The organism is Flavobacterium sp. J372, assembly GCF_024699965.1.
Classification (GTDB): domain Bacteria; phylum Bacteroidota; class Bacteroidia; order Flavobacteriales; family Flavobacteriaceae; genus Flavobacterium.
This window is the reverse complement of record NZ_JAJOMZ010000004.1, coordinates 2,983,716-2,998,100: the sequence shown is the minus strand read 5'-3', so window position 1 is coordinate 2,998,100 and position 14,385 is coordinate 2,983,716. Positions and strand designations below refer to the sequence as shown.

General features: G+C 42.3%; 10 protein-coding genes, 2 pseudogenes and 1 riboswitch. Of the genes and pseudogenes, 3 read left to right on the top strand and 9 right to left on the bottom strand.

Going from position 1 to position 14,385, the window contains the following annotated elements; genetic code table 11:
• The first annotated feature begins 26 nt into the window (after positions 1-26).
• Entirely contained in the window at positions 27-848 is an 822-nt protein-coding gene (locus tag LRS05_RS14825) for a hypothetical protein (protein ID WP_257869026.1), read from the top strand.
• On the opposite strand, the gene metF is transcribed toward LRS05_RS14825, so the two are convergent.
• From metF to LRS05_RS14800, 5 genes and pseudogenes are all read right to left on the bottom strand, one after another.
• Entirely contained in the window at positions 845-1,801 is a 957-nt protein-coding gene (metF, locus tag LRS05_RS14820) for a methylenetetrahydrofolate reductase [NAD(P)H] (protein WP_257869025.1), read from the bottom strand. The genes LRS05_RS14825 and metF overlap by 4 nt on opposite strands.
• A gap of 36 nt (positions 1,802-1,837) precedes the next feature.
• Positions 1,838-4,568: pseudogene (gene metH, locus LRS05_RS14815) on the bottom strand (methionine synthase).
• Positions 4,568-5,570, bottom strand: a pseudogene (locus tag LRS05_RS14810) (homocysteine S-methyltransferase family protein). Before LRS05_RS14810 ends, metH begins: the two co-directional pseudogenes overlap by 1 nt.
• A gap of 124 nt (positions 5,571-5,694) precedes the next feature.
• Positions 5,695-5,797, bottom strand: a riboswitch (SAM riboswitch).
• A gap of 78 nt (positions 5,798-5,875) precedes the next feature.
• Entirely contained in the window at positions 5,876-6,346 is a 471-nt protein-coding gene (locus LRS05_RS14805; protein ID WP_257869024.1) for a hypothetical protein, read from the bottom strand.
• Between the two features lie 109 nt (positions 6,347-6,455).
• Positions 6,456-6,872 (bottom strand): OsmC family protein, encoded by a 417-nt coding sequence (locus tag LRS05_RS14800; RefSeq protein WP_257869023.1) that lies wholly within the window; start codon positions 6,870-6,872, stop codon positions 6,456-6,458.
• Between the two features lie 541 nt (positions 6,873-7,413).
• Between LRS05_RS14800 and LRS05_RS14795 the strand changes: the two genes are divergently transcribed.
• Together LRS05_RS14795 and LRS05_RS14790 are read left to right on the top strand one after the other, a co-directional pair.
• Entirely contained in the window at positions 7,414-7,752 is a 339-nt protein-coding gene (locus LRS05_RS14795) for a group III truncated hemoglobin (protein WP_257869022.1), read from the top strand.
• Positions 7,753-7,861: 109 nt separating this feature from the next.
• On the top strand, positions 7,862-8,920 hold the full coding sequence (locus LRS05_RS14790) for a 3-oxoacyl-ACP synthase III family protein (protein WP_257869021.1): 1,059 nt from the start codon (positions 7,862-7,864) through the stop codon (positions 8,918-8,920).
• On the opposite strand, the gene LRS05_RS14785 is transcribed toward LRS05_RS14790, so the two are convergent.
• From LRS05_RS14785 to LRS05_RS14770, 4 genes are all read right to left on the bottom strand, one after another.
• Entirely contained in the window at positions 8,917-10,323 is a 1,407-nt protein-coding gene (locus LRS05_RS14785) for a lipopolysaccharide biosynthesis protein (protein WP_257869020.1), read from the bottom strand. The genes LRS05_RS14790 and LRS05_RS14785 overlap by 4 nt on opposite strands.
• Before the next feature lie 215 nt (positions 10,324-10,538).
• Positions 10,539-11,252: a glycosyltransferase family 2 protein gene (locus LRS05_RS14780; RefSeq protein ID WP_257869019.1), complete on the bottom strand. Its 714-nt coding sequence runs from the start codon at positions 11,250-11,252 to the stop codon at positions 10,539-10,541.
• An 88-nt stretch (positions 11,253-11,340) separates the two neighbouring features.
• A complete protein-coding gene (locus LRS05_RS14775; RefSeq protein WP_257869018.1) occupies positions 11,341-11,964 on the bottom strand; it encodes a gliding motility-associated C-terminal domain-containing protein in 624 nt (207 codons plus the stop codon).
• Entirely contained in the window at positions 11,961-14,369 is a 2,409-nt protein-coding gene (locus LRS05_RS14770; protein ID WP_257869017.1) for a hypothetical protein, read from the bottom strand. Before LRS05_RS14770 ends, LRS05_RS14775 begins: the two co-directional genes overlap by 4 nt.
• Positions 14,370-14,385: the final 16 nt, after the last annotated feature.

The window sequence follows — 14,385 nt, the reverse complement described above, 5'->3', positions numbered from 1 at the left end:
TTGCATATTCGTTATTTTTGTTGGATATGCAGGTATTTCAGCAGCTTTTCCGCCTCTATATTTACGGCAGCATTCATGTGGCACTGTCGGTTGTGGCGCTTACTGCAATGACGCTGCATATGTTTGGGCTTCCGGCAGACTGGCCTTTGTTCGGGTTTGCGTTTGGAGGAACTATGTTCAGCTATAATTTCATGAAATACGAGGCTTTTTACAAACGAAAATGGCCGGAAGGGAAATTTACCCAGGTTATAGTCATTCTAAGTACGATTGCGTTAGCGTTTGCCGGACTTTGTTTTTTATACCTGAAAGCAGCTACACAAGTAACCGCCCTTGCATTTCTTCTTTTTACAGCGCTTTATACCGTTCCGTTTTTTCCTAACACTAAAAACCTGCGCAACTGGAGTGGCATTAAAATTTATATTGTGGCCTTGTGTTGGGCAGGTGTAACTACGCTATTGCCATTGATAAATTCCGGAGTTGAGTTATATTCAGATGTTTACCTGAAGTTTGCACAGCGATTTCTACTCATCATCATCCTTATACTGATTTTTGAAATCATCGACCTGAAGGAAGACGACCCTTTTTTGAAAACTATCCCGCAGCAAATTGGGGTGCGTAATACCAAAATTCTAAATCTGGTTTTGCTTTTACCATTTTATTTTTTGGAGTTTCTTAAAAGCACAATTGATGATAAACAATTGCTTATTAATATTTTATTAGTTATTATCGTTGCAATTTTCACGGTCTTTGCACATCCGCAGCGTAATAAATATTACACGCTTTTCTGGGTAGAGAGCATCCCGATTTTCTGGTTGGGTATGGTGATGGCGGGAGGCTATATTTTTTAAAAAACCTCTTTGGCAACCGCTTTTATGTTATCGCTTTTACCCATAGAATAATAATGCAGGACCGGGATTCCCGCAGAAATAAGCTCTTTACTTTGGGTGATGCACCACTCTATGCCTACCTGCCGTACAGCGTCATTGTCTGTGGCTTTTACTACTGCCATGATAAGGTCATCGGGCAGGTCAACCTTAAAGCGATGTGGAATCTGGTTCAGCTGTTTTTTTGTGGAAATTGGCTTTAGTCCCGGGATAATCGGCACATTGATACCTTCTTTCCTGCACTTTGCCACAAAATCAAAGAATTTTTTATTATCAAAAAACATTTGGGTCACTATATAGCTCGCCCCATTCTTTATCTTTTGTTTCAGGAAATAGATATCACTATCAAGGCTCGGCGCTTCCATGTGCTTTTCAGGATAGCCCGCCACACCTATGCAGAAATTTGTACAGGAACTGTTTAGCAAATGTTCATCAAGGTAAATCCCTTTATTCAGGTTATCTATCTGTGTCACCAGTTCGCTTGCGTATTGATTGCCCTCACGTTCGGGCTTAAAATAAATTTCACTTTTTACGGCATCACCACGCAGCGCTACAACATTCTGTATCCCAAGGAAATCAAGATCGATAAGGAAATTTTCCGTATCCTCTTTGGTAAAGCCTCCGCAAAGTATATGCGGGATAGCGTCAACCTGGTATTTATTCTGGATGGCTGAGCAGATGCCAACTGTGCCCGGTCGTTTCTTTACTATACGCTTTTCAAGTAGGCCGTTGGGCAGCTCTTTATATTCGTATTCCTCACGATGGTACGTCACATCTATAAACGGCGGCCTGAATTCCATAAGCGGATCTATGCTGTCAAAGATAGATTGTATGTTCTGCCCTTTGAGCGGAGGTAGTATTTCAAAGGAAAACAATGGTTTCCCGTTAGCATTGTGTATATGTTCAGTTACTTTCACGTAAGTCTTAGTTTAAAGTTTAAGGTTCAAAGTTGCTTAATCAGCGATGTTTGGACCAAGCCATTTTGTGGCTGTTTCAACGGCTATTCCCCGTCGTTTGGCATAGTCTGCCACCTGGTCTTCTTTTATCTTTCCTAAGCCAAAATATTTACTCTGCGGATGGGCAAAGTAATACCCCGACACCGAAGCGGCAGGCCACATAGCGAGGCTTTCGGTAAGTTTTACACTTATTTTATTTTCGACATCAAGAAGCTGCCAGATTGTGTTTTTCTCCAAATGGTCGGGGCAGGCAGGATAGCCCGGTGCAGGACGAATACCCTTATATTCTTCTTTAATGAGCTGTGCGTTTTCAAGATTTTCATCTGATGCATAACCCCATATCTCTTTACGGATTTTCTCGTGCAGGTATTCCGCGAAAGCTTCAGCCAGACGGTCGCCCAGTGCTTTGATCATTATAGAGTTATAATCATCATGGCTCTTTTCAAACTCAGCCGCTTTCTCATCTACCCCAAAGCCTGTCGATACGCAAAAAGCTCCAATGTAATCCTGTTTGCCAGTTCCCTTCGGTGCAATGAAGTCGGCAAGCGCGATATTTGGTGCTCCTTTTGTTTTTTTGGATTGCTGGCGTAATGTGAGAAAAGCCCCCCGCCCCCGAAGGGGGAACTTGTGACGAGAACGTAATCGGGTCAGAGTGAAGGTGAATTCCCCCTTCGGGGGTTAGGGGGCTTAGTTCAATATCATCATCATTGACCTGGTTGGCCGGAAAAATTCCGTACACTCCCTTAGCTTCAAACCAGTTTTCATCAATAATCTGCTGAAGCATCTTTTGCGCATCGGCAAAAAGCGACTGTGCCTGTTCGCCTACAACCTCATCATTCAAAATTGCAGGATATTTACCATGCAGGTCCCATGTCTGGAAGAAAGGCGTCCAATCGATGTAATCTGTCAAGTCTGCCATCTTTGGATAAATGGTGTTAACACCTAAAAAGTTCGGTTTGTAAGGCGTAAACCCGTCCCAGTCAAGTTGCAGCTTATTTTTTCGCGCTTCTTCAATTGTAAGGTAGTCCTTATCACGCGAACGGTTCAGGTAACCCTCCCGAAGTTCGTCATACTCTGCCTTTAACGCTTTAGAATATTCATCTTTGGTTGCGCTGTTAAGCAGGTTGCCCGCAACGGTTACAGCGCGCGAGGCATCATTAACATGTGCTACCGTCGCGTTATATTGGGGAGCGATTTTGACTGCGGTATGAGCGCGCGATGTGGTTGCCCCACCTATCATTATCGGGATTTTTATGTTGAGCTTATCCATTTCTTTGGCGAGATAAACCATCTCATCGAGCGACGGGGTTATTAATCCGCTCAGGCCAATTATATCCACATTTTCTTTTACGGCTGTCTCAATTATTTTCTCCGGCGGCACCATCACACCAAGATCGATTATCTCAAAATTGTTGCAGCCCAGCACTACCGAAACTATGTTTTTACCAATATCATGTACATCGCCTTTTACAGTTGCCATTAATACGCGGCCGGCCGAGCTCCCCTTGCCTTTACCTTCTTCGATGAAGGGGAGGAGGTAGGCCACCGCTTTTTTCATCACCCTGGCCGACTTAACAACCTGCGGCAGGAACATTTTGCCACTCCCAAAGAGGTCGCCTACCATATTCATACCGTTCATCAGATAAACTTCAATCACTTCAATAGGCTTTGCTACCTGTAGCCTTGCTTCTTCAACATCCTGCTCTATAAACTCATCAAGGCCTTTCACGAGCGAGTGTGTAAGGCGTTCCTGTATCGGCAGCGAGCGCCATTCCTGTGCTTGTTTTTCACTTACCTTCGGACCGCCTTTAATATTTTCAGCGAAGGCGAGCAGGCGTTCTGTAGCATCATCACGCCTGTCAAGCAATACATCTTCAACGTGTTCTAAAAGTTCCGGCTCAATATCGCTGTACACTTCAAGCATCTCAGGGTTCACGATACCCATAGTCATACCATGTTGTATGGCGTGGTACAGGAAAGCCGAGTGCATCGCCTCACGCACTTTATCATTCCCGCGAAAAGAGAACGACACATTGCTCACCCCGCCGCTTACGTTGGCATACGGCAGTTTTTCGCGTATCCATTTTGTAGCGAGGAAGAAGTCAAGGGCGTTCCTGCGGTGTTCTTCCATACCGGTTGCCACAGGAAAAATATTTGGGTCGAAGATGATGTCCTGCGCGGGGAAACCGACTTTATCTAGTAATATATCATATGAGCGTTTGCATATTTCAATACGTCTTTCGTAAGTATCGGCCTGGCCAACCTCATCAAATGCCATGACGATGACTGCTGCACCATACCGCTTTATGAGTTTAGCGTGATGAATAAAAGCTTCTTCGCCCTCCTTCAGGCTGATGGAGTTTACCACGCTTTTGCCTTGAGTAACCTTGAGTCCGGCTTCTATTATTTCCCACTTGCTGCTGTCTATCATCACAGGCACACGGGCAATATCGGGCTCGGCGGCAATCAGGTTCAGAAAAGTAGTCATGGCCTGTACACCGTCAAGCATCCCTTCATCCATATTGATGTCGATGATCTGCGCCCCGCCCTCTACCTGTCCGCGCGCAATTTCAAGCGCTTCATCATACTTTTCTTCTTTAATGAGGCGTAGGAATTTACGTGAACCGGTTACGTTTGTTCGCTCACCTACATTGATGAAATTGCTCTCCGGAGTTACAGCTAGTGGCTCGAGACCGCTTAATGTCAAATATTTATTGGTATCTCCCATTATATTTCTGCCTCAATTTTATGGGGTTGATATTGTTGCGCGATATCGGCAATTAATCTGATATGTTCAGGAGTTGTACCACAACATCCGCCAATGATATTTACAAGGTTATCATCAAGGTATTCTTTTATAAGCTGCTGCATTTGTTCCGGTGTCTGGTCATACTGCCCGAAAGCATTGGGTAATCCTGCGTTGGGGTGTGCTGAAATGTTTAGCGTAGTATTGTGCGCAAGGCGTTTCAGGTACGGTTTTAGCTGGTCGGCACCCAGCGCGCAGTTAAAGCCAATACTCAGTAATGGAATATGGCTTATCGAAATAAGAAAAGCTTCAACCGTCTGGCCGGAAAGCGTACGGCCCGATGCATCGGTTATCGTACCGCTTACCATTATAGGGATTTCGATTTCCAGTTCATCTTTTACTTCCTCAATCGCGAAAAGTGCGGCTTTGGCGTTAAGCGTATCAAATATGGTTTCAACCAGAAGAATATCACAACCGCCGTCAATTAGCGCTTTTACCTGCTCTTTGTAAGCGATTCGGAGATCATCGAACGTCACAGCGCGGAATCCCGGGTCGTTTACATCGGGGCTCATGCTTGCCGTACGATTAGTAGGACCCGATAGAACCTGCAACGAAGCGGGGCTTATCAGGATTTTGGGCAGTGAACTCATCTGCCACCTGGCGGGCAATTCTGGCCGACTCATAATTCAGCTCATAGACCAGATCCTCAAGGTGGTAGTCTGCCATACCGATGGTTGTCCCGCTAAAAGTATTGGTCTCGACAATGTCAGCACCGGCCTCAAAATACTGGCGATGAACATCTGCAATTGCTTGCGGTTGTGTAAGCGAGAGCAAATCATTATTGCCTTTGAGCGGGTGGGGGAAATCCTTAAAACGTTCCCCGCGGAAATCTTCTTCCGAAAAATTGTAGCGCTGCAGCATGGTACCCATGGCTCCGTCGAGCACAAGTATGCGGTTGCGTAACGCTTCATGTATTTTAGACATATTTCAGTTTAAATGTTGAAAGTTCAAATAGTTTTAAAGTTGCCAAGCAGGCCGCTTTTACGTCCATTCAAAAAAATATGTCATCAAAAAGGGGAGAGAATATTCTGCGTGAAGAATATTACGTGTGTTATCTATCCGCACATGCGGTAGAATTTAGCACCTTCTTTAAGTATAAAGGGTTGCTAAGGCTTCATCGGGTCTATTCCCTCTGCCTTTCGTGATAACGTATCAGTTTGTAAAAGAACACTGCAAAGTAATGCAATAAAAGTTTAGGATGCAATATGCTGAATGAAATTATTGTACTTCTAAGCTGCATCTCTTTTCCCTGCTACTTCAACCACACCTCTGTATAACGCATCCGCTACCTCATCAGCGGTTTTGTTTACTGCCGAGAATTCTTGAAAAACATTTATATCTGCAGAAGGGTTGGCTGATACTATAGTAAAGCCGTTGTGCAGCAGCCTTGAGTATTCTTCAATAAGGGCATCACTTGCCGTAGCATCAACAGCTATAAGGTTTTCCAGGCTGTTCTGGTAGATATATTCATACACATCTTCCATTTTAAAAGGCACGCCAAACTGTATAAAGTTGGCTTCCCAGGCAAAAGTACCACCTTCTTTTTCATAGAAAGCCACTGTGGAATTTGTTATTACAGGAAACCGGAAATCAAGTTTACTGTCAAGGAGCAGGTCTTTCCTGTTTTTCTGGAATTTATTAATTAGGGCACTGCCGGCTTTGCCTATGCCAAACAGCACTATATTGATTTTTTGTGTCATGATTTTACGGGATAAAATTTAAAACCGCCCCCGAAACGTGCGGGGGCAGTTTCAAACCAAACAAACAAACTTTAAACAAACAAACTATCGTGATTCCTCATGGGGAAATTCATGTATGTGAATATTCTTTGTACAGTACAAATTCGGGTTGTGTAGCCGATATACTATTGTAAACCGTTGTTGCCGACTGTACATCTTTCAGCCATTTTTGCAGTGAAGCCAGTGTTGCTTTTGTGGTTGGCATAACTACAATCCTGATTTTTTCAAAACCCGGCTTTTCATTCTTCAAAGGGTCGGCTTTTATCTCTACCTGCAGCGATTGCAGTATTATTCCCTGGCAGGCAGCAACATGCCTGCCAACGCCGTTTATGTAGCCTGCAAAGCCTGCCAAAAGGTATTCATAAGGGTTGGTGCGGTCATTGGTATCTATTTTCTCGCTCAGCTGTAATTGTGTGTTGTAAGTGCGTACTGTAAACCGGCTATCGGGCCCGGTGTAGCCCAAGACGTTAATTGATCTTGTATCCATAACTTTTTTATTTAATGATGATGATTGAAACTAAAAAAGGCCCTCCTGTGCTATGCTGCCTGGGAGGACCTTTACCTGATTATACAAACTAAAGATTACGTCATCCGCTGTGGCAGCAAAGCATATGCCAGTACATCTGCATAGTGCAGGTACAGGTACAGTGGTTAATATGTTTTATTGCTGTTTTCATTTTGCTCTTAATATAATAAAAAAGCCCCTGCAGTTTAGTTGCAGGGGCCTGATTGTGATTTTATGCTATATGATAAATCTATACAATACCGGCCCCTGCGGAATGTTTCCACATCATTGTTGAGCGATATTGACAAATTGTAAGTACCATTTTGCTATTTCTTGTTTCACAAACTTACGCAACATTCAATTATATATGCAAGCATAATTTTGAACTTTAACATATAACGTTTTCGTAATTAGTATACGGGATTAGATACTTATTACGTTCAATTTCTTCTAAATTTGTATAATTAGTGAATTTCGTGGCAGAAAAAAAGATATCCAACACAGGGCTGACATTGAAGTATTAATGCGCGCTTTCTACAACACGTTGCTGCAGGACGATGCAATGGCGTATATCTTTAATGATGTCGCGCAGATAGACCTTGAGGCCCACTTGCCGCACATTGTGTCTTTCTGGGAAGGGGTGGTATTTAATACAGGAGATTATCGCAACAATGTAATGCAGTTACATCTTAACCTAAATGCTAAGGCGCCGCTTAGCAAAGAAAGGTTTGAAACATGGCTTGAAGTGTTTTATGGTTCGGTTGACTGCCATTTTGAAGGTTCCAACGCCGAAAAGATCAAGACCCGTGCATTGTCAATAGCAACAGTAATGCAGGTAAAATTACAGCCATCCGTTAAATAAAAACCTATTTCGGAATTTTCAGGCTCTTTTTTGGTTATTAGTCAATTATTACATCAGTTCAGATATCATCGTGCTTATTTACGTACCTTTATATAAAAACAACGGGTTTATGAATATCAGGATTACGGGGTCGGGCAGCTATATACCAAACAAGGCTGTGGCCAATATTGATTTTGCAAAACATCAGTTTCTTGATGATGACGGTAGGCCACTGCCTTACAGCAATGAAGTTGTTGCTGAAAAGTTTAAAAGTATTACCGGTATTGAAGAACGCCGCTATGCCGATGACGACTTGCTCACAAGTGATATTGCATTCTTTGCCGCCCAAAAAGCAATAGAAGATGCAGGTATTGACCCTGAAACACTTGACTATATCATTCTCGCACATAACTTTGGTAATGTAAAGCAGGGCGCCATCCAGACTGATGTTGTGCCAAGCATTGCCTCAAGGGTAAAGCACAGCCTGCGTATAAAAAACCCGAAATGCGTGGCTTATGATATACTTTTTGGCTGCCCGGGCTGGGTAGAAGGCGTTATACAGGCACGCGCGTTTATCATGTCGGGCATGGCAAAACGCTGCCTGGTAATTGGCGCTGAAACCCTGTCGCGCGTAGTTGACCCGCATGACCGGGACAGTATGATATATAGTGACGGTGCAGGCGCAAGTGTGATTGAAGCCACCGATTATGAGGGCGGAATCCTGGCTCATGCATCGGCGTCTTATACGTATGATGAAGCGTATTTTCTATTTTTCGGAAATTCATTCAACAAAGAACATGACCCCAATGTGCGGTACATCAAAATGTATGGGCGTAAGATATATGAATTCGCGCTTAACCATGTGCCGCAAGCCATGAAAGACTGTCTTGATAAAAGCGGTGTGGCAATAGATGATGTGAAGAAGGTTCTTATACACCAGGCCAATGAAAAGATGGATGAGGCAATAATACACAGATTTTTTAAGCTGTATGGCAAGACTCCACCTGAGCGTGTAATGCCAATGAGCATCCATAAACTGGGTAACAGTAGTGTGGCGACCGTGCCAACACTCTATGACTTACTGATAAAAGGGCAGATTGAAAACCAGCAACTCAGTAAAGGCGATGTACTGATATTTGCATCAGTAGGGGCGGGTATGAACATCAATGCTTTTGTGTACAAGATTTAGCGGATAACTTTAGCCAGCAGCTTATCCATCCAATCATTTACCTGGTGCACAAGGCACATGCGGTATACCACCAGGACATTCAATAATAATGACAGACCGCATTTATAGATAAGGTTTATGAAGTGCGAACTGCTATCAGGCAAAAGGTAAATACCAATAGTAGAAAGCGTGAATATCACAGCAAGCTTGGCGAACCTGCCATCAAACGGCAGCAGCCTGAATTTTTTGTATATGAATGCTAACTTGGCAATATTAAATAGCGACATTGATAAAAACGATGCCCAGGCCACCCCGGTTAAACCCATATCAGTATAATAAATAGCATAAAGGCTGAAGGATATATTGAAAACAATAAGCAATGCAACAGTTATAAGGTTGAAGCGGTAGTATTTGGAATAAGTAATAATCTCTCCGTTGAAGCCGGTAGCCATGTTTAATACAACACTTAATCCTAAAACGTAAATTACAGGGATGGCTCCCTTTAGTTTTTCGTAAGTGGGCAGCAAAAGGAAGAGGTCTTCTACACCCAATAAAATGCAGCTGTAAAGCAATGCCCCTATAAACAACAGCAAACGTGCTACATCTTTATATTTGTAATTGAGTTCATCAATATCGCCAGATTTAATGTAGCCTGAAATAAGCGGTGCATACAGGGCAAACATTCCTACTGCAGGTATTTGCAGTGTTGATGAAAGTGTAACAGCATAGCCGAACACGCCATTATCCGCCAGCGAGAAAAACTCTGGGATTATAAGCCCGTCTATCCGGAAAGCCAGCATAGAACCAAGACTGCCTGCAAAAGAATAAATGCTGTAGCGATAATAATCCTTTCTGGATAACTCTCCAAAAAGGGTTTTAAACCTGTAATTAATTCCGGGCTTAAAATACCTGAAAAGATAGAGTGATGTAAGGCCTAAAATTAAGATATAACATGCGGTGTAGATAAATAAAGATGCATTGGGCTGTAATGTTCCGTAAGCCATTAAAAGGAATAAAACAGGTAATACTATTTTAGGAATTATCTTTTCATATAGTGTTGGTATAGCAATACGCTGTAGGTCTTGTGACTGTTTTTTAAACAATTCAATGTAGGCAAGACAGACAGCGATAGGGAAAGCATAATATAACAGTTTTGCATTTTCATAATTTCCACAATTACTGAAGAGTACCAATCCAAAAAAAATTGCCAGACTTATATAGAAAATTGAAACCATGCTATAGTTAAACAGCTGCAGCCTTCGCTCGGGGCTTAGGCCGGGGTAAAACTTTATCAGCGCATGTGAAGCACCTAATACCATTAAAGGGAAGAGTATTTGAGATATATTGTCGATAAGGCGTACAGTACCCGCAAAGGTATTGTTAAGCGGATAAATAAAAAGCACCGATACTATGCCAATGGCCATCCCTGCATAATTTATGACAGAAAACAGCAAAACCTGGCGTATGTTAGCTTTTTTTACCCTTAATCATTTATGACTGTTGCGGATGGTTTTAATTTTTCCTGCAGATAGCAGCATTTTTAAATAATATCCAGCTAGATTAAAAAACAATCTCACTGCTATAAAGCCGTAATGCTTTATGAAATATTTCGGAAGGCCGCAAACTTCGCGGAGGGCTATTATATATGCAGCTCCCAAACCAAGATTGATATTGAGAAGCGTAGCCAGTATTTTATAACGCGACTGTACAATATCTTTTTGAAATTTCGGGTAATTATCCTGTCGTGTACGATACCGGAATTATCGTCTATGGCGATATCAAAGCCATGATAGCGCACCCTGTCACAATAGTTACGGTCTTCGCCATAATGGCTGAATTCCGGTTCAAAATAACCGGTCTTTTCAACGCAATCCTGTGAAAGCATCCATGCTGCTGCGTTTACAAACGGAACGATGCGTACATTATTTAGACTATTAATTTTCCTTGAATAATAGGTTGCAAACCCAGGATCAAGCGTCATCTCGTCAGGGCCGTAATGCATTGGGCTCAATATCCCGACTATTTGATGTTCTTCCATTTTAGCTACTAGGCTTGCAATCGTATCACCAAAAATCCATGTGTCCTGGTTAAGAAGGAAAAGGTAATCGGCGCCCATTTCCAGCGCTTTCTTCATGCCGATATTGTTGGCGCGGCCAAAGCCAAGATTAGTCCCTGAGCCAATTATTTCGATATCGCGAAATTGTCTGAGCAAGTTAATTGTATCATCATTGCTGTTGTTGTCAACCACAATGATATGTAAAGGGTAAGATGATACTAGCAGAGAGGATATGCATTTCTCTATCCATTTTGCACCATTATAGGTTACAATTATTACGAAAACCTTTTTTTGCAACTTTATCCGGTTTAAATTTTACAGCCATTGATGCAAATTTAATGTAATAGGGCTGAACAAGGTTAATTTTCTTAAATTAAAGGCTTCGTTATTTCTGCAGGTACACCCAGCCGGTAATTTTTTCACCACTGGTCAGCGTAATAACATAAAAATACGTTGCTGTGGGCAAATCACCGTAAGATGACTGGCCATGCCACTCATTCATATAATTATCAGCTTCGTAAACGGTTAGACCATATCGGTTAAAAATCTTAAGCTTTCTTACACAAATTTCAGAAAGGTCAAACGTGTCATTTTTGTTGTCGCCGTTTGGTGACAAACCTTTTGGGACCTTACAATCGGAAGCCAACGGACATGTAGGTTCACATGGCTCAATTCTTCCAAGATATTTATTGCCTTTTAAAAGAGCTGTTTTTGGCTCTAGCACAATTACTCTGCCGGCCTTCATGGTTATGTTTAAGTTTGAGTTAGCTTCAATCCTATATCCAGAGCCCACTCTAACACTATTGGCAGCACGGTATATAATAAAATTGTTGCTTTCGGGTAATGTTAGAGAGATAAATTGGTCACAGGTAGTTTTTATCTGGCTTTTAAATACTTCTACAAAAAGTTTTGAACTGTCATGTGCAGATGACATTCGATTCTCCCGAAATGAAGCTGCAAACATATACGTTGCAGAAAAAACAAAAATAAGACTTAAAATTTTTTTCATTTTTTGCCTTGTTTCAGGATTTCTATCTCTTTTTGCTGTGCCTCCAGTTTTTTGTTCAGCTCAATCATATATAGCGTAAGCTCTTCAACTTTTTCCAGCAGTAGTTTGTTCATTTCGCCAAGTTCTACACCGTTTTCTTTTACCTGTTTTGCACTTGGTATATTTATCAGGTGGCCGTTTTCAGCAATATGCTCTTCTACCTGCTTTAGCGTAGGCAGCTTATAACCTTCGGCAAAAACATAGTCGGCCCACTCATCCTGCAATGCAATTCTTACTTCTTCGGTTAATATTCCACCGGCAACGAATAAATTATAAGAACTTATATCTTCTGTTCCCACCACCGAAGGGAATATGTTGGTGTTTATCCCTACTTTTCCATTTGTATAAATTACGTCATTGATTGACATTGGAATTGTTCCGTCTGGCTTCAGCCAGTCAGCATCTGTTATACCTTCTTCAGGAACCGGGTATTCAAACACGTTGCCATTTGCATCTGTGCCTAACATAAATGAAGGAGTTGTTGCATTGGCCATGTCTTCGAAACGTACTGTTCCCTTTGCATGAATATTTGCTGTTGGGTTAGATGTATTAAAACCTATAAAACCATTAGTATATTTTGTATCGCTGATGAGCATAGGTACAGTACCATCAGGTTTAAGCCAGTCGGCATCGGGAGTCCCTGTGCCTCCTGTTGGCACAGGATATTCAAACACGTTGCCATTTGCATCTGTGCCTAACATAAATGAAGGAGTTGTTGCATTGGCCATGTCTTCGAAACGTACTGTTCCCTTGGCATGGATATTTGCTGTAGGGTTCGATGTATTAAAGCCTATCAATCCGTTAGTATATTTTGTATCGCCAATAAGCATAGGTACAGTACCATCAGGTTTAAGCCAGTCGGCATCTGTTGTCCCGCCGGTAGGCACAGGATATTCAAATACATTACCGCTGGCATCGGTCCCGAGCATAAAACTTGCTGTTGTAGCATTGGCAAGATTTTGAAACCGCACCGTACCATTTGCATGTATATTTGCTGTTGGGTTAGATGTGTTGAAACCTATTAAGCCATTAGTATATTTTGTATCTCCAATAAGCATAGGCACGGTACCGTCGGGCTTTAGCCAGTCGGCATCTGTTGTCCCGCCGGTGGGCACAGGATATTCAAACACGTTGCCATTTGCATCTGTGCCTAACATAAATGAAGGAGTTGTTGCATTGGCCATGTCTTCGAAACGTACTGTTCCCTTTGCATGTATATTTGCTGTTGGGTTAGATGTATTGAAACCTATTAAGCCATTAGTATATTTTGTATCTCCAATAAGCATAGGCACGGTACCGTCGGGCTTTAGCCAGTCAGCATCTGTTGTCCCGCCGGTAGGAACCGGATATTCAAATACATTCCCATTGGCATCTGTACCCAACATAAACGAGGCGGTAGTTGCATTGGCAAGATTCTGGAAGCGGACAGTCCCATTTGCATGGATATTTGCTGTTGGGTTAGATGTATTAAAGCCTATCAATCCGTTAGTATATTTTGTATCGCCAATTGCCATTGGCACGGTTCCATCAGGCTTTAGCCAGTCGGCATCTGTTGTCCCGCCGGTAGGCACAGGATATTCAAATACATTACCGCTGGCATCGGTCCCGAGCATAAAACTTGCTGTTGTGGCATTGGCCAGATTCTGGAAGCGGACAGTCCCATTTGCATGTATATTTGCTGTAGGGTTCGATGTATTAAAGCCTATCAATCCGTTAGTATATTTTGTATCGCCAATTGCCATCGGCACGGTTCCGTCAGGCTTTAGCCAGTCCGCATCGGCAGTACCGCCACTTGTAGAAACCGGATACTCAAATACATTTCCACTGGCATCAGTGCCAAGCATGTAGCTTGGATTTGTATTATTGGGAAGGTTTTGAAATCTTATAGTGCCGGTTGTGTGAAATAGAGCCGTTGGAGTAGTTGTGCCCAACCCTAAAAATCCATTTGCCCGCATAGTCATAAGTTGTGTATTACCGTTTTCCCATGCAAATACCGGCCTTGTTACAACATCTGCAGCACTTATGCCCCATGGGAATGTGCTATTTTGTGGTGCGGATAGGTTTATAGAATTTCTAAGTTCAGACCTGAAAACCATGATTGGCGAGTCTCCAATGTCATAAGTTGAGGTTGTTGTAGCAAAAAGTCTTAAAACATATCTCGTATCTGATTGTTGATGTCCCCAAATTGAAGGTATAAAACTGTTATCAAATTGTGTAGAATTGGTAATTTCAAGTAAATCGTTTGGGGTGCCCATCACACCAAAACTTGCTACCCGTTCTGCTGAAAAATTTGTGGCGGCTGTATGCGGATAAGGTGCCTGCGCCATTCCAACTGTAGAAAACAGAATAAGTAAATATTTTTTCATGACTTTAAACAAAATT